This window comes from Blastomonas aquatica (assembly GCF_014639875.1).
Lineage (GTDB): Bacteria > Pseudomonadota > Alphaproteobacteria > Sphingomonadales > Sphingomonadaceae > Blastomonas > Blastomonas aquatica.
Window position 1 is genome coordinate 675,081 of the sequence record NZ_BMGD01000001.1, and the last position, 22,935, is coordinate 698,015.

Here is a 22,935-nt window from a genome sequence, read left to right on the forward strand (position 1 = left end):
TATCGCTCACAGGCCACCTGACAGCAAGGGAAGCTGGCGGAAGCGCAAGCCGGTGGCAGAGGCAAGTGCATTGGCAATCGCAGGGGCAACGGCAGGCACGCCGATCTCGCCAAGGCCCGCAGGCGGCTCCTGGCTCTCGATAAAGTCCACGCGGATCTCCGGTATGTCGGCCAGTTGTGGCAGGGAAAGGGCTCTTAAGGTTCGGACATCGGGATAGCCATCGGACCAGCCGGTGGCGCACCCCATCGCCATCGCAAGGCCGAATATCATGCCACCTTCGATCTGTTGCAAGGCTATGTCTTGATTGATGATGCGTCCGGCGTCGACAACCGCTGATAAACGCTCGACCCGAAAGCCGCCGCGCCCACCGTCACCGGCGCTTCCGCTGCCACCACCTCCGCTGCCGCGCGAGGCGCTGGCGATGACCGCGATATGCGCGCCGTTCCATGAGCAGCAGGCAACGCCCTGGCCGCTTTTGTCGAGGCCGCCGTCCCATTCGGCCAGCCCCGCCACCCGGGTCAGGCAGTTTGCGAGGCGGATGTTCTGCCCCAGCATCTGTACCCGGTACGACAGGGGTTCCCGGCGGGCCTGCGCCGCGAGCTCATCGACGAACGATTCGGTGACGAACACGCCATAGCTCGCGCCATTGCCACGCCAGCGCCCGGTGGGGATATCGATCCGCACCGGATAATGATCGATCGCAAGGTTGGCGATATCGTAAGGCACCATCGCGCCTTCGACCGCCATCAGATCGGCCTCGCCTGCGGTATCGGCGATCGCCGTTAGACCATGCGAATCATTGAACAATCGCTGCGCCGATTCGCGCGCGGTGGGCGGGCAGGCGATCTTGACCGAGAGCGCCGCGATATTGGCCTGTGCATCGATCACCGCAGCCAGCCTTGCGCTGGCGGGTGTGCGGACCGGATCGCGCACCGCTTCTTCCTGGCGCGAGCGGGTCAGCTGCACCGGGCGGCGCAAGTCGCGCGCCAGGATCGCGGCGGGCGCAACCAGGTCGTCATCGAGCCTGCGGTCGAACGAGCCGCCTGCGGGCATCGGGTAGATCTGCACATTGGCGATTGCGATATCCAGCGCCTGGGCCGCGCGCCGCCGCGCCGCAGCCGGAGCCTGGCTCGCCACCCACAATTCAAGCCGGTTGTCGGCAAAGCGCGCGGTGACTGCACCTGTCTCGATCGTTCCATGCGGCGCGGCGGCGATCGCATAGACCGCCGCTATGCCTTTGGATGATGCAAAGCTCGTATCGGTGTCGCCACGCGCCATCAGCCGATAGCCGGTCCCTTGCGCGATTGCCTGGTCAAGCAGTTCGGCGACCTGATCGCCGCTGCGGCGACTGGCGCCATGGCGGAAGCGCGGGCGCAAAAGATTGACCGCCTTGTCGGCCGCCCACCAGCTGGTTGCCGCTGCTGCCACCCAGTCACCGCCTGTCACGATGTCGATCAGCCCGGTGACGCCGTCTGCAGGTTTGCGATCGACGCTGACCAGCGCGATCGAATCGACCGGTCCCTGGCGGATTGCGGCGTAGACCATGTCGGGCAAGCGCACATCGCCTGCAAAGGTGGCGCTACCATCGACCTTGCCGGGCAGGTCGAGCCGCGCAAACGGCGGAGCATCGCCGATCGGTTCGACGCGGATGTTGCCCGGCAGCGTGGGGCGGAGCGGAGCGGGATCGGGCACCGGATAATCGACCGCCTCGGCGGCGAGATCGGCAAACCGCACTTTTTCATTGCCCCATACGACAAAGCCGTCGCGGGTATCAGTTTCCTCGACCGTCGTGCCCCAGCGATCTGCCGCCGCCTGGCACAGCAGCGAGCGCGCGGTCGCAGCGGCAGCGCGATAACCGGGCTCATAGGCGGTGATTTCGGTATCGCCGGCGGTCACCACGAAATCGCGCATCGCGGCCCAGCGTCGGATCAGGATGTCGTTGGCATCGGGCGTGAGCGCGGGTGCCGGAGGCAGCAGCAACGGCGCCCATTCACTCGCCAGCGCGGTGTTGGCAAACACGGGTGCCGGCGGCGCGGGCTCAAGCGCGATGGTGCGCCAGTCGGCGCCCAACTCTTCGGCGACGATCTGTGCAAGCACGGTGCCGACCCCCTGCCCCATCTCGCAATGCGGATTGCTGACGATCACCGTGCCGTTCGCCGCAATCCGCAGATATGCGCCGAACACCGCCTCTTGCCCCACCAACGCGGGCGGATTGTCATATCGCCGGGGCCACAGCGCCCAGGCAACCGTCAGCCCAGTACCCGCGGCCGCAGTGATCAGCAGGCCGCGCCGCGTGATCTGCACCATATTGTTAGCCTGTCCCGCCCGAATGCGTGCCGGACGGGGGGCTGGACTGGGGGCTGGACTGGGCACCAAAGCGGTTGTCGATCCACGTGGAAATCCGTGCGGCGATCGCGGCGAAACCGTCCGATATCAGCCCCTCGCCCGAGGCAGGCGGCACGCCTGCATCGCTCGACCGGCGGATCGTCATGTTGAGCGGGACACGGCCCAAGAACGGGATGCTCATCGATTTGGCCGCAGCCTCTGCTCCGCCGATACCGAACGGATCGGACAGCTCGCCGCAATGCGGGCAGACATAGCCCGCCATGTTCTCGATCAGGCCGATGATCGGCACGCTGCCCTGTTCGAACAGGCTGATCGCGCGGACCGCGTCCATCAGCGCCAGATCCTGCGGTGTCGACACGATCACTGCTCCTGCCGGCTTGTGCTTCTGCAGCATCGACAGCTGCACATCGCCGGTTCCGGGCGGCAGATCGACGATGATGTCGGTGACATCGCCCCAGTGCGCGTTGATCAGCTGGTCGAGCGCCTTGCCCGCCATCGGCCCGCGCCACGCGATCGCCTGACCCTGAGGTACGATATGGCCCATCGAAAGCAGCGGCACGCCGTAGTCATTGGACACCGGCACCAGCTTCTCGCCGCGCGCGCTGGGCTTGACGTCCTCGCAATCGAACAACCGGGGCTGCGAGGGGCCATAGATATCCGCATCGACCAGCCCGACCTTGCGTCCCGCGCGGTGCATCGCAACCGCCAGATTGGCCGAGAAGGTGGATTTGCCCACCCCGCCCTTGCCCGAGCCGATCGCGATCAAACGAGGTGGGCGGCGCTCTGCGGTCATCGCCACCTGGACCTTGGTCACGCCCTCCAGCGCGAGCACTGCGCCCTTGAGCGCGATCTCCATCCGGTCGCGCGCCAGCCCATCGAGCCCTGCTACATCAAGCACCAGCGACACCAGACCGCCCTCGCGCAGCCGCACACCGCTCGCCCTGCCTTCGCTTGCTGCGGCTGCAGCGGTTTCAATCTCGATCAGCTCTGCCATACTCGCCCCAGCGCATAATGCGGCGCACCATCATCCGGCAAGCCCTCGCTCTGCCTAGACGAAATGCACGGTTCATCAAAACAGATGCGCATGAAACCCCTGTTTTTATCGGAGTCACGTCTTATAAAGGATGTATGACAAGACTGACCGGCTGGTTTTCCAACATTTTGACTATGGCCAACAACAGCCCTTGGGGCGGTGGATCGGGAGGTTCGGGCACTCCGGGCGATTCCGGATCCGGCACCGGGAGCAATGGCGGCGACAACGGAAGCAACGGCGGTGGCCCGCGCAATCCGTGGCAACCTGCAGGCGCAGGCCCGGCTGGCGGCCGCAAACCTTCCAATATCGAAGAGCTGTTCAAGCGCCGCGGCGGCAGCGGCGGCGGCGGCTTCGGCGGCCTGCCCCGGCGCCCCAATGGCAAAAGCTATGTGCCTATCGCGATCGGCTTGGTGCTGGTGCTCTGGCTGCTTCTGACCAGTATCCACCGGGTTGGCCCACAAGAGCGCGGCGTTGTCTCGTTCCTCGGGTCATATTCGCGAACACTCGAGCCGGGTATCGCGATGACCTTGCCTTCGCCGATGGAATCGTTCCAGGTGGTCGATGTGCAGAATATCCGCACGATCGATATCCCCGCAGCAGGCACGCAGGAAAACCTGATCCTCACCGGTGACCAGAATCTGGTCGATTTGGCGTATTCGGTGCGTTGGACAATCAACGATCCAACCTTGTACCTGTTCCAGCTCGCAGATCCCGAAGCGACGATCCGTGAGGCCGCTGAGGCCGCAATGCGCGCGAGCGTGGCCGAAGTGACGCTCGATGATGCGATCGGCCCCGGCCGTATCGAGGTCGAGCAGAAGGTCGAACAGCGGATGAAGGAGCTGCTCGATTCGTACCGGTCGGGCATTCAGGTGCAGGGTGTGGCGATCAAGAAGGCCGATCCGCCCGAAGCCGTGAACGAGGCGTTCAAGGCGGTGTCCGCCGCGCAGCAGGAAGCGCAGACCTTCCTCAACGAAGCGCGCGCCTATGCCCAGCAGCTGACCGCAGCGGCGCAGGGCGAAGCTGCCGCGTTCGACAAGGTCTACGAAGAATACCGCATGGCGCCCGATGTGACGCGTCGGCGTATGTATTATGAAACCATGGAGCGGGTACTGTCCAAGCTTGACAAGACGATCATCGAACCGGGCAACGTGACGCCCTATCTGCCGCTGCCGGAGCTGCGCAAGCGGGCACAGGCAACGCCTACGCCACCTGCGCCTGCCGCAGGGGAGGCCCGCTGATGGGAACGATGATACAACGCCCGATGCTGCTGCTCGGCCTGATCGCGCTGGTTCTGATCGCGCTGACCAGTTCTGTCGCGGTGGTCCCCGAAACCAAGCAGGCCGTAATCGTCCGCTTCGGCCAGCCGGTCCGTACCTTCAACGTCTATCGCGAAAACGAAGAGTTCGGCCAGACCGGCGCAGGCCTGATCGCGCGGATCCCGTTTGCCGAGCAGATCGTCTGGGTCGATAAGCGCGTGATTGCGGTCGAAATGGAACAGCAGCAGGTGCTCTCCACCGATCAGCTGCGGCTTGAAGTCGATGCCTATGCCCGCTTCCGGATCGTCGATCCCGAACGGATGTATGTGTCTGCCGGAAGCGTCGAGCGCGTCGCGGCCGAACTGCGCCCGATCCTGGGATCGGCGTTGCGCAACGAGCTCGGCAAACGCCAGTTTGCCGCGCTGCTCAGCCCCGAACGTGGCGGCATCATGGACCGCATCCAGGCGGGACTTGACCGGATTGCTTCGCAATACGGTGCGCAGATCGTCGATGTGCAGATCAAGCGCGCCGACCTACCACAGGGCACGCCGCTGCAGAGCGCGTTCCAGCGGATGCGCACCGCGCGCGAGCAGGAGGCACGGACCATCACGGCGCAGGGCCAGAAAAATGCACAAATCATCCGTGCGGAGGCCGATGCATCTGCATCGCGTACCTATGCTAACAGCTTCGGCAAGGATGCATCGTTCTATGAATTCTATCGTGCCATGCAGAGTTATGAGCGGACGTTCTTGGGTGGATCGGGTGAAACCTCGATCATCCTGTCGCCCAACAATGACTATCTGCGCGAATTTCAGGGTCGGGGAAATCGCTAAACCTGTGTGGCCCTGAAAGGGGCCGCATCATTCAATCTGCGTTCAGGCGGAGATTGCAAACCGGGATCGCCATGGTTTTGCGCATTTTCTGCGCGCTGGGGAAGCCGGTGGACGCGTCTTTAGACATGAAGAGGAATCACACGTGCGATACGCTTATGCAGTGACATCAGCCCTTTTGATCGGTGGCAGCGCCGTCGTGCTTGCCACTGGTCAGCCTTTGGGCGCGCAGGTTGCCCAGAACGACCAGAGCGCGATGATGGCCGCCGCCCCCCGCGCCGGCGCGCCGATGAGCTTTGCCGACCTGACCGAACAGCTGCAACCAGCAGTGGTCAACATCTCGACCCGCCAGCGGGTGCGCGTTCCCAACAATCCGTTTGCCGGAACCCCGTTCGGCGGCCTGTTCGGTGCACCTGAGGGCGGCGCCGGCGGTGGCGGCACGCGTGAGGCGCAATCGCTGGGCTCGGGCTTCATCATCTCGGCAGATGGCTATGTGGTGACCAACAATCACGTCGTTGCCGCCGACGGCAACGCTTCGGTCGAATCAATCACCGTGACGATGCCCGACGGTACCGAATTCCCCGCGCGTCTGATCGGCCGCGATCCCCAGTCGGATCTGGCCGTGCTCAAGATCTCGGGCACCAAGCCCTTCCCGTTCGTGCGCTTTGGTGATTCGACCAAGACACGGGTTGGCGACTGGATTCTCGCCATCGGCAATCCCTTCGGCCTGGGCGGTACGGTCACCTCCGGGATCATCTCGGCGGTCTATCGCAACACCGGCCAGGGCGGCGCCTATGACCGCTATCTGCAGACCGATGCTGCGATCAACCGGGGCAACTCGGGCGGCCCGATGTTCGATCTCAACGGCAACGTCATCGGCATCAACAACGCGATCATCTCGCCCACTGGCGGCAGTGTCGGCATCGGCTTTGCGATCCCCGCAGAGGTCGCCGCTCCGATCGTTGAGAAGCTGCGCAGCGGCACGGCGATTGAGCGCGGCTATCTGGGCATCGGCATCAACCCGCTGACGGACGATTTGGCAGCATCGCTGGGCTTGCCCAAGCGGCGCGGTGAATTCGTACAGCGCGTCGAGCCGGGTGAAGCTGCAGAAAAGGCCGGGATCCGAGCCGGAGACGTGGTCGTCACAATCGACGGCAAGGATGTTACCCCTGACCAGACACTATCGTTCATCGTTGCCAATATCGCTCCGGGTAGCAGAATTCCGGTTGTTTTGATCCGCAACGGCGAGCGCGTGACCGTGACTGCCACGGTCGGTCGCCGTCCGAGTGAGGACGAAATCGCCGCGCAGAACTTCAATCCCGAAGCTGCAGAGGACTTCTCCGACCAGGACCAGCAGGATAGCGAACAGGCGACGCGTCAGGGCCTCGGCATGGCGCTGACCCAGCTCACTCCGCAGATCGCGCGACAGATCGGGGTGCCCCCCGAACTCAAGGGTGTCGTCGTGGCTGCGGTCGATCCATCGGGCGATGCCGCGACAAAGGGCATCCGCCGCGGCGATGTCATTCTGTCGATCAACAACCGTCCGGTCGTTGCCCCCGCAGATGTCGACCGGATCATCGCCGAAGCCCGCGCCGCCAACCGCGAGGCCGTGCTGCTGCGCGTCCAGCGTCGTGCGGGACAGCCGCAGTTCCTGCCGGTGCGCCTGCGCGCCAAGTAAACGCGACTCAAGAGTACGAGAAACAAGGGCGGTACCGATGGTGCCGCCCTTTTTCGTTGAGTTTTGCGATGCCTTCGTCGCCGTCACCCCCGCGAAAGCGGGGGTCTCGCTCATTCGCAGACCTTGGACGAAAAGCGGGATTCCCGCGTTCGCGGGAATGACGGGTGTTCTGGCTCAGTAATGGCTCCTCGCTTTTCGCAAGCGTCACCTTGTCTAGATTGCCCCGCCTACCTAGTGTGACCCTGAAAGCCCTGATTCATGGGCAACACAGGAGAGTATGGATGGGCAGAATCGCAATCGTTACAGGCGGCACACGTGGGATTGGCGAGGCGATCAGCCTGGCACTCAAGAATGCGGGTGCCCATGTGATCGCCAGCTATGGCGGCAACGACGATGCAGCGAGCGCCTTTTCCGACCGGACCGGCATCGCGGTACAGAAGTGGGATGTCGGCGACCATCAGCAGAGCATCGATGCGGTCGCCAAGATCGAGGCCGAGCATGGTCCGGTCGATATCCTGGTCAACAACGCCGGTATCACCCGCGATGCGACGATGATGAAGATGACCTGGGAGCAGTGGGACGAAGTGATCCGCGTCGACCTGACCGGCTGCTTCAACATGGCCAAGGCGTGCTTCCCCGGCATGCGCACCCGCGGCTGGGGCCGGATCGTCAACATCGGATCGGTCAATGGCCAGGGTGGTCAGATCGGCCAGGTCAACTATGCCGCCGCCAAGTCCGGTATCCACGGCTTCACCAAGTCGCTGGCGATGGAAGGCGCGCGCTATGGCGTCACCGCCAATGCGATCGCGCCGGGTTATATCGCTACAGAAATGCTCTCGACCATCCCGCAAAACGTGATGGACAAGATCGTGGCGCAGATCCCGGTCGGACGGCTGGGCCAAGCGGAGGAAATCGCGCGCGGCGTGGTGTTCCTGACCGCAGAGGAAGCCGCATTCGTCACCGGATCGACGCTGTCGATCAACGGCGGCCAGCACATGTACTGATTGCCCGCCGGGCAGAGATCACCAAGGGGCCGTGCAGCGATGCGCGGCCCTTTTGCTGTCAGGGCGTTATCCTGGTCAGGGTTTGGCGAACAATCCCGCGATCAGCCCGCGCTTGACGCCGCCGCCGGACTTGAGCACGTTGCGGCGGAACAATCGCGCGCCGAAGCGGATCAGCAGCAGCACCCAGGCCGCCTGCCAGCCAAGAGCCAGAAGGTGCTGCAGGATGTCGGGCTGCTGCGCCGCGCGTGCCAGCATCGCAAAGGGCGAGCTGAACGGAAACGCCGCCGCCACCAGCTCGATCGGCTCGCCCAGCCGGGTGACCGAATAGGACGCAAGGAAGAAGAACAGCAACTGCCCCATGGTCGCGGGCATCGACAGCGTCTGCACTTCGCGCACCGTGCTCGCCATCGCGCCGATGCCGAGGAACAGCGAGCCGAGCAGCAGATACGCCATCGCGAAATAGGCGACCCCTAAGCCAAGGAACAGCGGCCAGCCGGTCGCAGGCGGCGGCAGCGCAGGCAAGCCGTTGCCCGCGAGCAGGATCGCCACCAGCGCTAACCCGGCCCAACAGGCAATTCCGATCAACGCCATCGCCAGCATCGCGAACAGTTTGCCCAGAAAGATCGCATCGATCGGGACCGCAGCGGCCAGAATCTCGATGATCTTGTTGGTCTTTTCCTCGACCAGATTGGAGAGCACCATCCCTGCGAGCAGCATCGTCAGCAGCACGAGCAGCGCCTGGCCGACCTGTGCGGTCACCAGCCGCCCCTGTTCGCGCGAGCCCGAGCTTTGCGCGACCGCGCGGGTATCGAGCCTGGCGGGCGCTGCGGCACTGCCATCGCGCGCGCGCTCGACCAGCAGCTCGAGCGGCCCGCGCCAGCGCTCGATCTCGGCCGCCGTACCGATCAGCTGCGGATCGCGCAGGCTGCCGGTCAGCACGCCCAGAAAGCGCGTGTCCTGCTGCGCACCGAGCAGGCGTTCGGGATTGTCGGATGTCATCGCGACCAAGGCGGGCACCCTGCCCTCGCCCAGTTGCTCCGCCAGCGCGTCGCGCGCCTTGAGCGCGGCGTCCGAATCGGGTGCGGCCATGACCAGCGCGAAGCTCGGCCGATCGATATCGCGCGCCACCTGGCCACCGATGCTGCCCGCAGCAATACCGATGGCGAGCGGAAACACCGGGCCAAGCAAAAAGAAGAAGAACGCCTTGGAAAAGATGATCGCGGCAAAATCGCGCCGGGCGATGACCCAGGATGCACGCAGCAATTCAGCCATCGGCCATCTCCTGCTGGGCTTCTTCCTCGAGCTGGCGCGCGGCATCGGCCCCTGCGATCGCGACGAACGCATCGTGCAGCCCGGGGCGTTCGATCGACAGCGACTGGATCCCCGCATCGCCCTCGATCAGCGCGCGCAGCAAAGGCTCGACCCCGGTCTCGGGCAGCGTGAAGTGCCAGAAATGCCCCTCGGGCGCGGCATCTGCAGGCAGTGCCGCACGCCAGGGCCCATTGAGCGCGCGCGTTTCCAGCCGCACCTGCGGCCGCAGCCGGTCGCGCGCTTCCGATACCGAACCGGTGAACGGCACCTTCCCCCCTGCGATGATCGCGATGCGCTCGCACAATCGCTCGGCGTGCGCGATGACATGGGTCGAAAAGATCACGGTGACGCCGCGGTCGGCCTGCGCACGGATCAAGCGCTCGAGCTTGGCCTGGTTGAGCGCGTCGAGCCCCGAAAACGGCTCGTCGAGCACGATAAGTTCCGGGTCATGCACCAGTGTACCCAGCAGCTGGACGGTCTGCGCCATGCCCTTCGAGAGCGTGCGCACCTCCTTGTCCGCCGCCTTGCCCAGGCCATGCTCCTCGAGCATCGCCCGGCCCCGTTTGCGTCCTTCGGCCAGCGGCAGCCCGCGCAGCGCGCCCATGAAGGCGATCGCGTCATAGGCCTTCATCGAGGGGTACAGCCCGCGCTCCTCGGGCAGATAGCCCACCCGGCGCGCGACATCGAGCGGGCGATCGGTGCCCAGCAGCGTACGGGTGCCCTCGTCGGGATCGACGATGCCCAGCAGCATCCGCAAGGTGGTGGTCTTGCCCGCGCCATTGGGGCCCAGGATGCCGAAGATGCTGCCAGCAGGTACGGTGACATCGACCCCATCCACGGCGCGTTGCTTACCGAAGATCTTGACCAGACCGCGCGCTTCGATGGCATTGGCGGTCACGGTCAGTCCTTGGGCAAAAGCGGTCAAAGGTTGGCCCATCGGTCTTGGTGGGAAGGTGTTAATCGGGTAGCGGACAAACATGGTAAGCGGCAAGAAAAACCTTGAAGCGGCAATCGCGCAGGAGGCCTCCCGGCTGGGGTTTGCCGATTGCGCGATCGCACCTGCCAGCCTGGGGCCGCAGGCCGCTGAGCGGCTGCAGCAGTGGCTCGCCGAGGGTCTCCATGGCGACATGCTGTGGATGGAGGCGCGCAGCGACCAGCGCGCCGATCCTGCGACCTTGTGGAGCGATGTCCGCTCGGTGATCATGCTGGGGATGAGCTATGCGCCGGGCCGCGATCCGTTCGCGCTGGCAGACACGCCAGATCGGGGGCGGATTTCGGTGTATGCGCAGGGCGGCGATTATCACAAGACGGTGAAGACTGCCCTGAAGGCGCTGGCGCGCTGGATCGTCGATCAGTCCGAAAACGCCGAGGTAAAGGTGTTTGTCGATACCGCACCGGTGATGGAAAAGCCGCTGGCGATGGCGGCGGGGCTGGGCTGGCAGGGCAAGCACACCAACCTTGTGAGCCGCCGCCACGGCAGCTGGCTGTTCCTGGGGGCTATCTACACCACGCTCGAGCTCGCGCCGAGCGGCGCAGGGCAGGATCTGTGCGGATCATGCACCGCCTGCCAAGACGTCTGCCCGACCGATGCCTTTCCCGACCCCTACCGGCTCGATGCGCGGCGCTGCATCTCGTATCTCACGATCGAGCATGCAGGGCCCATCCCCACCGACCTCAGGCGCGGGATCGGCAACCATGTCTATGGCTGCGACGATTGCCTTGCGGTCTGCCCGTGGAACAAATTTGCCGCCGCCGCGCATGCCAACCGTGCCTTTCTGCCGCGTGCCGAGCTGGCTGCGCCCGCGCTGGCTGATCTGCTGGCGCTCGATGACGCGCAGTTCCGCGCAGTGTTTTCCGGATCGCCGATCAAGCGCAGCGGGCGGGTGCGGATGGTGCGCAATGCCCTCATCGCGGCGGGCAACAGCGGCGATGCTGCCCTGGTCGCGCCTGTCGCGGCGTTGCTGGACGATCCTGAGCCAGTAGTCCGCGGCGCAGCGGTGTGGACGCTGGCGCAGCTCGATGCCGGGCTCTGGCAGGCCGAGCATGCCGCCCGCATGCCGCACGAACGCGACGCGGACGTCGCAGCCGAATGGCGGCTTGCCGACGCGCCCGAGCCCGTCTAGGCGCAATTCCATCATGCGCCCGCCCTTTGATCACGTCCGCACCTGGATCTTCGATCTGGATAACACGCTCTATCCGGCGGAAACCAATCTGTTCGCGCTGATCGATGAGCGGATGGGCACCTATGTCGCCGATCTTATGAAGGTCGATCTGGTCGAGGCACGGCGGATCCAGAAGGCCTATTATTATCAGCACGGCACCACGCTGGCCGGGCTGATGCTCGACCACGGTGTCGATCCGCATCACTTCCTCGATTATGTCCACGACATCGACATGGGCCGCATCCGCCCCTGCGAGGTCACCGCGACTGCTCTGGCACAGTTGCCGGGGCGCAAGCTGATCTTCACCAACGGCGATGTCACCTATGCGGGGCGCGTGCTCGACAAATTGGGGCTGGGCGACCAGTTCGAAGCGATCCACGATATCCACGCGACGCAATACCAGCCCAAGCCGCATGCCGCAGCGTATGCAAGCCTGATCAGCCAGCTCGACATCGATCCCCACAGTGCGCTGTTCATCGACGATCTGGCGCGCAATCTGAAGCCCGCCAAGCAGTTGGGCATGACCACTGTGTGGATGAACAACGGCTCGGATGGCGGTACGCTGGATCACGAACACGACTTTATCGACCATGAGATTACCGCGCTGGGCGACTGGCTCGCAGCGCTGACACAGGAGACTGCACGATGACCCCCACCCCCGACACCGCATTGCAAAGCCGCATCGAAGCTGCATGGGATGGCCGTGACAGCCTCGACACCAGCCCCGAAGGCGCGGCCGCCAAGGATGTCGCCGATGCGCTCGCATTGCTCGACAGCGGCGCCGCGCGGGTCGCGCAGCCCGATGGCAAGGGAGGCTGGCAGGTCAACCAGTGGCTCAAGAAGGCGGTGCTGCTCTCGTTCCGGCTGAACCCGATGGCCGAGATCAGCGGCGGCCCTGGTGGGGCCAAATGGTGGGACAAGGTTCCCAGCAAGTTCGACGGCATGTCGGCTGACGATTTCCGCAGCGCCGGCTTCCGCGCGGTCCCCGGCTCGATCGTCCGTCGCGGCGCGTACGTCGCCAAGGACGCGGTGCTGATGCCCAGCTTCGTCAATATCGGCGCCTATGTTGGTGAAGGCACGATGGTCGACACCTGGGTCACTGTGGGCAGCTGCGCGCAGATCGGCCGCAACGTCCACATCTCGGGCGGCGTCGGCATCGGCGGCGTGCTCGAGCCGCTGCAGGCGGGCCCGGTGATCATCGAGGACAACTGCTTTATCGGCGCGCGCTCCGAAGTCGCCGAGGGCGTGATCGTCGGCGAGGGCGCGGTGCTCTCGATGGGAGTGTATCTGGGCGCGTCGACCCGGATCGTCGACCGTGCGACCGGCGAGGTGCACTACGGCAAGGTCCCGCCTTACGCGGTGGTCGTTCCCGGCGCGATGCCCGGCAAGCCGCTCCCCGATGGCACCCCCGGGCCCTCGCTCTATTGCGCGGTGATCGTCAAGACGGTGGACGCGCAGACGCGATCGAAGACCGGAATCAACGAGCTGCTGCGCAGCTAACCTCCGAGCATGCTCCCGTCATTCCCGCGAAAGCGGGAATCCCGCTTCTACCGATACTCCAGCGCCGTAGCGGGACCCCCGCCTGCGCGGGGGTGACGACAAGGGCGGCTGATGTTTCATACCGTCCCTGGGCTCCGGCTTTCGCCGGAGAACGGGTTTGCGATGTCTTCCTTTTCGCGTCTTCGCGTGAACCCTCTTCCCACCCCAGACAAAAAAAGGGCGGCCTGCACGAAGCAGACCGCCCTTTCTTTTCATCCCTACGCCACAAGGGCCCAGGAAAGGCGATTACTTGAGCTCGACGGTACCGCCGGCTGCTTCGATCTTCGCCTTGATTTCTTCGGCTTCAGCCTTGCTGACGCCTTCCTTGATCGCCTTGGGAGCGCTCTCGACCAGGGTCTTGGCTTCGGTCAGGCCGAGCGAGGTGATGGCGCGGACTTCCTTGATGACCTGGATCTTCTTGCCGCCGTCGCCGGTCAGGATGACGTCGAATTCGGTCTGTTCTTCAGCAGCCGGCGCAGCGGCACCAGCAGGTGCAGCAACAGCGACAGCAGCAGCAGCCGAAACGCCCCATGCTTCTTCGAGGGCCTTCGAGAGTTCAGCGGCTTCAAGAACGGTCAGCTTCGAGAGTTCTTCCACCAGGTTTGCGATATCTGCCATTTTAAGTCTCCAGTTCTAATTCATAACATAGGTGCCGCACCTGCCCGTGACGGGCAGAACGCGGCAGGATTTGAAAAGCTTATGCGTCTTCCTTGGTCGCATAGGCGCCGAACACGCGGGCAAGCTGCCCAGCCGGTGCCTGAATGACCTGGACAACCTTGGTTGCCGGGGCATTGACGAGACCAATGATCTTGGCACGCAGTTCGTCGAGCGAAGGCATCGAGGCAAGCGCCTTGATTCCATCGGCATCCAGAACCGTGTCGCCCATTGCGCCGCCGACAATCTCAAGCTTTTCATTGTCCTTGGCGAAGTTCACCGCAACCTTTGCAGCCGCGACCGGATCGGTCGAGGTGGCAAGGGCAATCGGTCCGGTCAGCAGGTCGGCGATGGACTCGTAAGGAGTGCCCACCGCAGCCAGCTTGGCCAGGCGATTCTTGGTGACTTTGTAGCTGGCGCCTTCTGCGCGCATCTTCGTGCGAAGCTCGGTCGACTTGGCAACGGTAAGACCCAGATTACGGGTCACCACCACCACACCGGCTTCACCGAAGGTTGCGTTCAGCGAGGCAACAGCGGCTTTTTTATCAGCACGATCCATGCTGGTCTCCTTCCACATGAGCGCAACGGTGATGGGCATGAGCCCGTCCGGTGCGCCCGGTTCATTGCGCAGCGCCCTTGCCCTAGGGGGTCAAGCACTGCAGATCGGTCCGTGGGGGTGTTTGCCGAGCCGTTGCCCCGTTCGATGAACTGGGGGCTAAAATGGCAGCGTCTGCCCTGACAGAATCAGGGGCAGTGAAAAACAGTTCCCCGTCTAGGCTGGACATTAAGCGGAGAAAATCCCCCGCACCAACTGTCTCGGACGGCGATCGGTCGCGCCTTGCAGCGTTTCCGGTCAGCGCAGGCTGCTAGCAGATAGCGGGAAAGAGTCAAGGCGGGCGAGCAGCTGCGGCATTTCAAAAATGCGGACCGGCTAGTTCAACCTGCTTGGCCGATCCATCTGGCCCTCGAATCGCGTGATCAGCGTGCCCGCAATGCGTTTTGCGCAGAAGGAATTGACGTACTGGGCCAATTTTTCTCGGCTGCTATCAAAGGCAGGCACTGCTTCGGTGAATTTGACGAGGATGTTGAGCGCTTCCACCACGGATTTGCACAAGACACCCGCGCCCCCTGCAGAAGCGGCCTCAGCGCCTGCGCACAAGAAGCTCAGGCCCCGAAAGCCACCTCTAGACCCCGCCGAGATAGCGACCCGCACCAGCTCTGCCTCTTCATGAGGTTCCAGAACCCCATTCTTCAACCGCGGCTCAAGCCGTTCCAGCGCCTTCTCCAGCGCCGAAACATTTGCTGCTGCATGCGCGACGACATCCAGTCGATTTCGATCGACCCGGCCAAGAAACTGGCGCCACTCGTCATCTTCCGGTAATCGCCGCAATGGACTTTGGCTGATGTTGACGGCATCACCGTCCATGCCGGAAATCTGTTCAAACATCCATGTCGCGATGCCGATATGTCCACCTGCGGATTTTCGGCGTGCAACCTTCTTGATCGGCTCCGGGTCAGAAACGGAGTCAGTGCCGCCGAATACCTGGAAAATCGCGTTCGCCTCACGCGCCCGCATCGTATACTGGGCACCCAAAGCCCCCGTCAAAGGGGCGGTAAATGTGTGGTGGCGCACATACAGCCGGCTAAACGGTATGGTGAGATCGTCTGCCGAGGACTGGCTGAAGTCGATGGGGTCCGCAGACCCTCCTATCCATGTATCGATCAGCGGATCAGCAGCTTCCTCGCCCCACAATTGCTTGGCGATCAGATAATAGCCGATTCTGGAGCCAAGCTGGTTTACATTTGGCCATTCGGCGCTGCGGGTGATCAGCTTCAGGTCCTCATCGCGATAGGCGGAGCTTGCCGGCGGTTGAAATCTGCTGGCCTTATGTCTCCCGAACCTTTCCATTTCATCATAATCGATACCGAATATTCTGAACGCAGCGCGCCGGATCAGGTGCAGCCGGTAAAAGCGCTCCGGAAACTCCCCCGTCATCGCCAGGATCGGCCCGACAATCCCAAGCCTGTCGGGCTGGCAATAGCCTTCGATGTCATCATCTCTGATGTTGATGAACAACGGCCCGGGACGATCATAGGGGCGATGGCGAACCAGCATGGCCAACTGTTCCGGAGAACAGCCGAATGTCTGCAGAAATCCGGCGCGACCGAAGCGAGGGTGCCCAAGATCGACCACCACGCCTTCATGCATCAGCAACAAGAGATAGGGCGGATCTCCCTCCACCCATGAGGTCCAGTTGGCCTCCCGGCTGCGGAGATATTCGAAATCCCCCGTCAAAAGCGCGGAAAAAACCCGCTCCTTGGCATCCGGCCGTGCCAGCACTTGTCCGCGGACTGCAGGCTCTGTCCTGAGCTTGGTGACGACCGAATCAATACGCTTGGCTGTCGCAGCTTCTACATCCGCAATCCAACGTTCGATTTCATGCGCCTGATACATGCCAACGCCAAACTCCGCTTGTCAGCAATCCGTATCACAGCGGCATCACTCCATCCACCAGCGTTGCGGGCAAATGCGCGGTCGCGTCATACCCGCGTCACGCTGACGTTCTGTTCGACCAGCGTCACGGTGCCGAAGGCGGTGAGGAAGGCGACATCGAGCGCATCGCGGCCGACGCCGATTTTCACCATTTCGCCAGCGGTCGCCATCCCGGTGGGATCGACCAGATGCCAGGCACCGCCATCGCCTGCCGGATCGGCGAGGAACACCTCTGCCACCGCGTGGAAATCGGGCGGGGTGACATCGGGGGCATAGACGCTGACGAAACGCGCAGGGATCGACGAGGCCCGAGCGAGCACGATCATAACATGCGCGTAATCGCGGCACACCCCGTGGCGCATGACGAAGCTGTCGAGCGCGGTGGTCGATCCATCCGAGCTGCCAGGCTGATAGACGAAATGCTCGGCGATCCAGTCCCGCATCGCCGCGATCCGCGCGCCGCCCTGCAGATCGCCGAACTCGGTCTCGACGAAGCTGTGGAACTTGGTGGCGGGGCAATAATGCGAATCGAACAGATATTGCACGGTTTCGCCCGGCAGCAGATGGAGCGCGATCTGCGGCAGCGCCGCGATATCTGCGAGCAGCCGCTGGACGGTCACCCGCGCGCGATAATCGACGCTCAGCCGGCCCGAAGGGCGCAGCCAGATCCGCTCGCCGATACCGTCATGCGCCGCCACCCGGACGAAATGGTCGCAGGCGGGCGCATCGAGCGTGGCTGATACGATCACCTGCTCAGGGATCGCGGCGGCTTCGACCTGCAGCAGGATGTCGGTCGGCACGTCCATGTCGTAGGTCAGCGTGATGTGCAGATCGAGGGTCATCTGGGCAGGCTCCGGAGGCGAGGGGAAAAGGATCGAGGTGTGCAAACACCAGACACCAAAAAGGGGCCGAGGTTCCCCCCGGCCCCTTTAATGGGCTTAGCAGCAGATTGTGACGATCAGCCAGCGTGGACTTCAGCCAGATCGACCTTCAGGCCGGGGCCCATCGACGAGCTGACCGAGATCTTGCGCAGGTACTTGCCCTTCGAGCCCGAAGGCTTGGCGCGCACGATCGCATCGACGAACGCATCGAAGTTGGCGCGCAGCGCCTCATCGGTGAAGCTCGCCTTGCCGATGCCTGAGTGGATGATACCGGCCTTTTCGACGCGGAATTCGACCTGGCCGCCCTTGGCAGCCTTGACCGCTTCAGCGACGTTCGGGGTGACGGTGCCCAGCTTGGGGTTCGGCATCAGGCCCTTGGGACCCAGCAGCTTACCCAGACGACCGACCACACCCATCATGTCGGGGGTGGCGATGACGCGGTCATAGTCGACCTTGCCGTTCTGCATTTCTTCCATCAGGTCTTCGGCGCCGACGCGCTCGGCACCGGCAGCAAGCGCTGCTTCGGCCTTGTCGCCACGTGCGAACACGGCGACGCGAACGTCCTTGCCGGTTCCCGAAGGCAGCGACACGACACCGCGAACCATCTGGTCGGCATGACGCGGGTCAACGCCCAGGTTCAGCGCGACTTCGATGGTCTCGTCGAACTTCGAGGTTGCCAGTTCCTTGATGGTCTTGATGGCTTCATCAACGCCATACAGCTTTTCAGCGTCGAGCTTGGCGGCGAGAGTCTTCGCCTTCTTGGTCACTTTTGCCATGATACTCAGCCCTCCACCACTTCAAGGCCCATCGACGTCGCCGAGCCTTCGATAATCTTCGTTGCCGCTTCAATGTCGTTGGCATTGAGGTCGGCCATCTTCGTCTGCGCGATTTCAGCCAGCTGCGAACGCTTGATCGTTCCGGCGGTTTCCTTGCCAGGAAGCTTCGATCCGCTCTTCAGGCCAGCGGCCTTCTTGATCAGATAGCTGGCAGGCGGGGTCTTGGTCACGAACGTGAAGCTGCGATCGCCGAACACGGTGATCACGGTGGGCAGCGGCGTGCCCTTTTCCATTTCCTGCGTCGCAGCGTTGAACTGCTTGCAGAATTCCATGATGTTCACGCCGCGCTGACCCAGAGCCGGGCCAATTGGCGGGGAGGGGTTGGCAGAGCCCGCAGGCACCTGCAGCTTGATATAGCCTTCAATCTTTTTTGCCACGATGGCACTCCTTCATTCTGTCGGGCGATCAGCGGATGCCGGTTGCCCTCAAATTAAGCGGTCAGACAGCCCACCTGGGTGAGCCTCCCGCAACTTCATCCTCTCCCTTTACGGGAGAGGATACGGAGCCTTGGCAGCTTCGCTGCCTAGGCGGAGTTGGAGAGGGCTTGTCCGGGGGCCAATTGTGCTCCCAGCCCTCTCCCTGCTTCGCTTACGCGAAGCTGTCCCTCTCCCGTAAAGGGAGAGGGTAAACCTTATTTCGCCAGTTCGACGTGCTCGAAGTCGAGATCGACCGGGGTCGCACGGCCGAAGATCGAAACCGAGACCTTGACCCGGGCCTTGTCGAAATCGAGTTCTTCCACGATGCCGTTGAAGCTTGCGAACGGGCCTTCGAGCACCTTGACCGAATCGCCGATTTCGTAATCGACATCGATCCGCTGGCGCGGCGCGTTGGCGGCTTCTTCTTTGGTGTTGAGGATGCGGGCAGCCTCGGCGTCGCTGATCGCCTGCGGCTTGCCGTTGGGGCCCAGGAAGCCGGTCACCTTGGGCGTGTTCTTGACGACGTGATACACATCATCGGTCATCGCCAGCTTGGCCAGCACATATCCCGGGAAAAACTTGCGCTCGGTCTGCACCTTCTTGCCGCGACGCACTTCGGTCACGGTCTCGGTGGGCACTTCGACCTGCTCGACCAAAGCCGACAGGCCCATGCGCTCGGCATCGGCCAAGATCGCGTCGCGAACCTTGTTCTCGAAGCCCGAATAAGCGTGAATGATGTACCAGCGCGACATTCAGTTCTCTTTCAAAATTTCCGGGCCAAATTACCGGCCTGGCATCACGCGAGCGTGAGCAACCACTTGACGACAGCGCCGAACACCGAATCGACCGCGAGGAAGAAAATCGCCAGGATCGTCATCATGATGAACACCATGATGGCGGTGGTGATCGTTTCCTGACGGCTCGGCCAGACGACCTTCGATGCCTCGGTCTTGACCTGATTCACGAACTCGCCGGGACTGGTCTTCTTTCGCTCAGTGGCCATGGCCTTCAAACTTTCCTGTTTCCGATTCGCGGGGCATCATCATGCTGCAGGCACATCGCCGCCAGCCCTGCCCGGCTGAAACACGATATATGCGCCCTGTCGGAGAAAGACAGCCCCATAACCTCGCAAAGCCGCAGAGGCAAGGGGATTCAGAAACCCGGGGGATTCAGAAAGCTGGGGAAGGGCCGCTGGCAGGAGTGGAGGGATTCGAACCCCCGGCATTCGGTTTTGGAGACCGACGCTCTACCAGCTGAGCTACACTCCTACGCGGCAGGCCGTCGCCATTAGCGGCTGCACAGGCACTTCGCAAGCATTACAGGCACTGGGCAAGCATTACAGGCGCTGGGCAAGCATTGCTGTGCGTATTCCAGCGCCCGAACGCACATCGGGGCGACCGCTGCCCCATGATTTGCGCCGGAAAGGCGCTGTCATGGGGGCGATCACCCCGTGTGAATTCAAAGCCGGTATGCACCAGGCCCCAAAAGGACCCGGAACACAAAGCCGATCAGCGCTTCGAGAACTGGAAGCTCTTGCGCGCCTTGGCCTTGCCGTACTTCTTACGCTCGACGGTGCGGCTGTCGCGGGTCAGGAACCCGGCCGACTTGACCGCGCTGCGCAGCGTGGGCTCGTACTTGCTGAGCGCCTGGCTGATGCCGTGCTTGACGGCGCCGGCCTGGCCCGAAAGACCACCACCCTTGACGGTGCAAATGACATCATACTGACCACGACGATCGGTGATGTCGAACACCTGGTTGATCACCAGACGCAGCGTGGGACGTGCAAAGTACACTTCCTGGTCGCGCTTGTTGACGATGATCTTGCCGGTGCCGGGCTTCAGCCATACGCGGGCCACAGCATCCTTGCGGCGACCGGTTGCATAGGCACGGCCCTGCTTGTCGAGTTCCTGCTCACGGATCGGCGCGGGTGCGCCGCCACCGCCGGTGTGGGCGGGGTTGATCGGGGTTTCGATGTCGGCGGCGATGTCCTTGATGTCGGACAGGGATTGCACGGTATCAGACATTATGCACCCACCTTGTTCTTGCGGTTGAGCGAGGCAACGTCGAGCGCTTCAGGCTTCTGGCCTGCATGCGGATGCTCGGTGCCGGTAAAGAGATGCAGGTTGCGCATCTGCTGGCGGCCCAGAGGACCACGGGGAACCATGCGCTCCACCGCCTTTTCAAGCACGCGCTCGGGGAAGCGGCCGTCGAGCACCTTGGCTGCGGTCACTTCCTTGATGCCACCGATATAACCGGTGTGCTTGTAATAGACCTTCTTGTCGCGCTTGTTGCCGGTCAGCATCACCTTGCCGGCGTTGATGACGATGACATGGTCACCGCAATCGACGTGCGGGGTGTAGCTCGGCTTGTGCTTGCCGCGCAGGATGTTGGCGATGATCACCGCAACGCGGCCGACCACCAGTCCGTCGGCATCAATAATATGCCATTTCTTTTCCACGTCAGCCGGTTTGATCGACTTGGTGGTCTTGAGCAAAGCCTTCATGGCCTTCAACCTTCCAAAACATCAGCCGGTCATTGCAGGGTCCCTTTGGAGAGGGACACACAACAAGCGGCGGACACATTTCTGTGAGACGAACGGACCCTGAGTGGCCCGAGCGAAGCGCGGCTAATGACGTTGGGACCCCCGCAAGTCAAGCATTTTGGGGGGATTGCAAAGGGGTAGCATAATACCTCTGAAGTTTTGGCCGTGCTGCGAGCGAATGCGCAAGGTACGATTCGCGGGAGAATTGCGTCGGTTTGCGTTGCGACTTTTGGCAGCGTTCCCGACCGATGGGCGAGCCTGGCAGGTCAGGTTAACCGAGTGGCGCCAGTAGCTGTGCCGGGCAGGCTTGCGCACTGACCGCACAACCAGGGCCACAATGGCAGCACTCGCATGCCGATTCGCGCGAGGATCGAAAAGCAGCCGGAGCCCGCCAAAGGTGGTCACAGACTGGGCCTGGGCGCCACCGTGCCCAGTGGAATCAATCGATCGCCAGCGTTTGCGCCAGCACCCAGGCGCGAAAGCTCGGCGGACAGTATTCGACCGGAAGCACCAGCACCGCAGGCTCGTCGTAGCTGTGCAGGTGGACGATCCGTGCGACCAGCGCCTTGGATTGCGGCAGTGCGGTCTTGAAAAGCACCGGCACCTCGGCCTTTTCGGTAAGCGATCCCTGCCAGTGGAAGATCGCAATCGTGGGCGACAAGATGTTCGCGCAGGCGGCAAGCTGCTCACGCACCACGGTCCGGGCGATCGTCCGGGCCTCTTCCTCGTCGGCAAACGGACAGTAGACCAGCCGGAGATCCGACGTGTCGCTGGCCAAATCGCCGATCATGCAAGGGCGGTCCGCGAGGGTGCGGGGTAGGCCTGTACCTGCCCCAGCCGGTGCGCACCCCATGCCGTGGTCGCGACAAGCACCGCACCCACCGCCTGGTGCAGCACCGCCAGATGCAGATCGACGCTGCTCATAACCGTGGCGATCCCGAGCAGCACCTGCACCCCGAACGCCGCGTGAATCGCAAGCGAAATACGCCGGTCGACCCTGCGCACCGACCGTCCCATCACCACCAGTGCGGCGACGGCGGCAAAGGCCCACCAACGGTGGATAAAGTGCAGCAGGAACGGATCATAGGTCAACGCATGGAGCACGCCCTGCGACCAGTCGACATCCACCGGAAAAAACGACCCGTTCATCAGCGGCCAGCTCTTGGCGGCATAGCCCGCATTGAGCCCGGCCACCCAGGCGCCGAACAGCAGTTGCACGAACAGCACTCCAATCACCGCGAAGCTCAACCCGGTCATTCGGGCAGGCCTGGCCGCAGGATTGCGCGCGAGCGCCTTGAGGTCGAGCGCGGTCCAGATCAGCCCGGCCATGATGAAGAGCGCATTGAGCAGGTGCACCGCCAGCCGGAAATGGCTGACATCGGTGCGCTCGGACAGACCCGACGACACCATCCACCAGCCGACCGCACCCTGCAAACCACCCAGCGCGAACAAGGCCGTGAGCCGCAGGCCATAGCCCTGCGGAATTGCGCGGCGCACGGCAAAATACAGGAAGGGCAGCGCGAACGCGACTCCGACCAACCGTCCGAGCAGCCGGTGGATATACTCCCAGAAATAGATGTTCTTGAACTCGGCCAACGTCATGCCGACGTTGACTTCGGTATATTCCGGGATGAGTTTGTATTTTTCGAATTCGTTCACCCAGGCAGCCTCGCTCAGCGGCGGCAGCGTTCCGGTGACGACGTTCCATTCGGTGATCGACAGCCCCGATTCGGTCAGGCGGGTGATTCCACCGACCACCACCATGATGAACACCAACAGCGCCACGCCATACAGCCAGTTGGCAATGGCCGAGGGGGCGGCGCGTCCGCGCGGGTGCGCGGCGAGAACACGGGCGTGCGAGAGGCTTGTCATGCTGTCGCATTTCGGATGCTGCAGGCCTGCTTGCAAGGTCTTTTTTTGCGCCGCAGCGTAGCGATCCCTGGCTTTGTCCAG

At 63.2% G+C, this 22,935-nt stretch carries 23 protein-coding genes and 1 tRNA gene; 7 read left to right on the forward strand and 17 right to left on the reverse strand.

Annotated elements, in window-relative coordinates; genetic code table 11:
• Positions 1-6: 6 nt before the first annotated feature.
• Together IEW00_RS03125 and IEW00_RS03130 are read right to left on the reverse strand one after the other, a co-directional pair.
• Positions 7-2,307: a molybdopterin cofactor-binding domain-containing protein gene (locus tag IEW00_RS03125; protein ID WP_229736775.1), complete on the reverse strand. Its 2,301-nt coding sequence runs from the start codon at positions 2,305-2,307 to the stop codon at positions 7-9.
• Between the two features lie 4 nt (positions 2,308-2,311).
• On the reverse strand, positions 2,312-3,340 hold the full coding sequence (locus IEW00_RS03130) for an Mrp/NBP35 family ATP-binding protein (RefSeq protein ID WP_188512873.1): 1,029 nt from the start codon (positions 3,338-3,340) through the stop codon (positions 2,312-2,314).
• 134 nt (positions 3,341-3,474) lie between these two features.
• Here IEW00_RS03130 and hflK point away from each other — a divergent pair, with 134 nt between their 5' ends.
• The 4 genes from hflK (at position 3,475) to phbB (ending at position 8,147) form a co-directional block, all read left to right on the forward strand.
• Positions 3,475-4,617 (forward strand): FtsH protease activity modulator HflK, encoded by a 1,143-nt coding sequence (hflK, locus tag IEW00_RS03135; RefSeq protein WP_229736776.1) that lies wholly within the window; start codon positions 3,475-3,477, stop codon positions 4,615-4,617.
• Positions 4,617-5,468 (forward strand): protease modulator HflC, encoded by an 852-nt coding sequence (gene hflC, locus IEW00_RS03140; protein WP_188512874.1) that lies wholly within the window; start codon positions 4,617-4,619, stop codon positions 5,466-5,468. The genes hflK and hflC overlap by 1 nt, the downstream gene beginning before the upstream one ends.
• A 142-nt stretch (positions 5,469-5,610) precedes the next feature.
• Positions 5,611-7,143 (forward strand): Do family serine endopeptidase, encoded by a 1,533-nt coding sequence (locus IEW00_RS03145; RefSeq protein ID WP_188512875.1) that lies wholly within the window; start codon positions 5,611-5,613, stop codon positions 7,141-7,143.
• 281 nt (positions 7,144-7,424) lie between these two features.
• Positions 7,425-8,147 carry an acetoacetyl-CoA reductase gene (gene phbB, locus IEW00_RS03150; RefSeq protein ID WP_188512876.1) on the forward strand — a complete coding sequence of 241 codons (723 nt, stop codon included), beginning with the start codon at positions 7,425-7,427 and terminating at the stop codon, positions 8,145-8,147.
• Between the two features lie 75 nt (positions 8,148-8,222).
• Here the strand turns inward: phbB and IEW00_RS03155 are convergent, their stop codons facing one another.
• A complete protein-coding gene (locus IEW00_RS03155) occupies positions 8,223-9,419 on the reverse strand; it encodes an ABC transporter permease (protein ID WP_229736777.1) in 1,197 nt (398 codons plus the stop codon).
• Positions 9,412-10,395 (reverse strand): ABC transporter ATP-binding protein, encoded by a 984-nt coding sequence (locus IEW00_RS03160; protein ID WP_188512878.1) that lies wholly within the window; start codon positions 10,393-10,395, stop codon positions 9,412-9,414. Before IEW00_RS03160 ends, IEW00_RS03155 begins: the two co-directional genes overlap by 8 nt.
• 40 nt (positions 10,396-10,435) lie before the next feature.
• Between IEW00_RS03160 and queG the strand changes: the two genes are divergently transcribed.
• The 3 genes from queG to dapD are packed head-to-tail and all read left to right on the forward strand — an operon-like array spanning position 10,436 to position 13,120.
• Positions 10,436-11,581, forward strand: coding sequence for a tRNA epoxyqueuosine(34) reductase QueG (gene queG, locus IEW00_RS03165; RefSeq protein ID WP_188512879.1), 1,146 nt, complete (start codon positions 10,436-10,438; stop codon positions 11,579-11,581).
• 13 nt (positions 11,582-11,594) lie between these two features.
• Positions 11,595-12,269 carry a pyrimidine 5'-nucleotidase gene (locus tag IEW00_RS03170; protein WP_188512880.1) on the forward strand — a complete coding sequence of 225 codons (675 nt, stop codon included), beginning with the start codon at positions 11,595-11,597 and terminating at the stop codon, positions 12,267-12,269.
• Positions 12,266-13,120 carry a 2,3,4,5-tetrahydropyridine-2,6-dicarboxylate N-succinyltransferase gene (gene dapD / locus IEW00_RS03175; RefSeq protein ID WP_188512881.1) on the forward strand — a complete coding sequence of 285 codons (855 nt, stop codon included), beginning with the start codon at positions 12,266-12,268 and terminating at the stop codon, positions 13,118-13,120. Before IEW00_RS03170 ends, dapD begins: the two co-directional genes overlap by 4 nt.
• A 285-nt stretch (positions 13,121-13,405) precedes the next feature.
• Here dapD and rplL read toward each other — a convergent pair whose 3' ends face one another.
• From rplL to IEW00_RS03240, 13 genes are all read right to left on the reverse strand, one after another.
• Positions 13,406-13,777 (reverse strand): 50S ribosomal protein L7/L12, encoded by a 372-nt coding sequence (gene rplL, locus IEW00_RS03180; protein ID WP_188512882.1) that lies wholly within the window; start codon positions 13,775-13,777, stop codon positions 13,406-13,408.
• Between the two features lie 79 nt (positions 13,778-13,856).
• Positions 13,857-14,372 carry a 50S ribosomal protein L10 gene (gene rplJ / locus IEW00_RS03185; RefSeq protein WP_188512883.1) on the reverse strand — a complete coding sequence of 172 codons (516 nt, stop codon included), beginning with the start codon at positions 14,370-14,372 and terminating at the stop codon, positions 13,857-13,859.
• Positions 14,373-14,744: 372 nt separating this feature from the next.
• Complete coding sequence (locus IEW00_RS03190; RefSeq protein WP_188512884.1) at positions 14,745-16,268, reverse strand: hypothetical protein; 1,524 nt, start codon at positions 16,266-16,268, stop codon at positions 14,745-14,747.
• Positions 16,269-16,354: 86 nt separating this feature from the next.
• Positions 16,355-17,149: a transglutaminase-like domain-containing protein gene (locus tag IEW00_RS03195; RefSeq protein WP_188512885.1), complete on the reverse strand. Its 795-nt coding sequence runs from the start codon at positions 17,147-17,149 to the stop codon at positions 16,355-16,357.
• A 116-nt stretch (positions 17,150-17,265) separates the two neighbouring features.
• Positions 17,266-17,964 carry a 50S ribosomal protein L1 gene (rplA, locus tag IEW00_RS03200; RefSeq protein ID WP_188512886.1) on the reverse strand — a complete coding sequence of 233 codons (699 nt, stop codon included), beginning with the start codon at positions 17,962-17,964 and terminating at the stop codon, positions 17,266-17,268.
• Between the two features lie 5 nt (positions 17,965-17,969).
• Positions 17,970-18,401 carry a 50S ribosomal protein L11 gene (gene rplK, locus IEW00_RS03205; RefSeq protein ID WP_188512887.1) on the reverse strand — a complete coding sequence of 144 codons (432 nt, stop codon included), beginning with the start codon at positions 18,399-18,401 and terminating at the stop codon, positions 17,970-17,972.
• Positions 18,402-18,655: 254 nt separating this feature from the next.
• Positions 18,656-19,192 (reverse strand): transcription termination/antitermination protein NusG, encoded by a 537-nt coding sequence (gene nusG / locus IEW00_RS03210; protein WP_054135152.1) that lies wholly within the window; start codon positions 19,190-19,192, stop codon positions 18,656-18,658.
• 44 nt (positions 19,193-19,236) lie between these two features.
• Positions 19,237-19,443 carry a preprotein translocase subunit SecE gene (gene secE, locus IEW00_RS03215; protein WP_188512888.1) on the reverse strand — a complete coding sequence of 69 codons (207 nt, stop codon included), beginning with the start codon at positions 19,441-19,443 and terminating at the stop codon, positions 19,237-19,239.
• Between the two features lie 189 nt (positions 19,444-19,632).
• Positions 19,633-19,708, reverse strand: a tRNA-Trp gene (locus IEW00_RS03220).
• A gap of 240 nt (positions 19,709-19,948) precedes the next feature.
• Complete coding sequence (gene rpsI, locus IEW00_RS03225; protein WP_188512889.1) at positions 19,949-20,464, reverse strand: 30S ribosomal protein S9; 516 nt, start codon at positions 20,462-20,464, stop codon at positions 19,949-19,951.
• A complete protein-coding gene (gene rplM, locus IEW00_RS03230) occupies positions 20,464-20,943 on the reverse strand; it encodes a 50S ribosomal protein L13 (protein ID WP_188512890.1) in 480 nt (159 codons plus the stop codon). Before rplM ends, rpsI begins: the two co-directional genes overlap by 1 nt.
• A 478-nt stretch (positions 20,944-21,421) precedes the next feature.
• On the reverse strand, positions 21,422-21,772 hold the full coding sequence (cutA, locus tag IEW00_RS03235) for a divalent-cation tolerance protein CutA (RefSeq protein WP_188512891.1): 351 nt from the start codon (positions 21,770-21,772) through the stop codon (positions 21,422-21,424).
• Positions 21,769-22,854, reverse strand: coding sequence for a COX15/CtaA family protein (locus IEW00_RS03240; protein WP_188512892.1), 1,086 nt, complete (start codon positions 22,852-22,854; stop codon positions 21,769-21,771). The genes cutA and IEW00_RS03240 overlap by 4 nt, the downstream gene beginning before the upstream one ends.
• Positions 22,855-22,935: the final 81 nt, after the last annotated feature.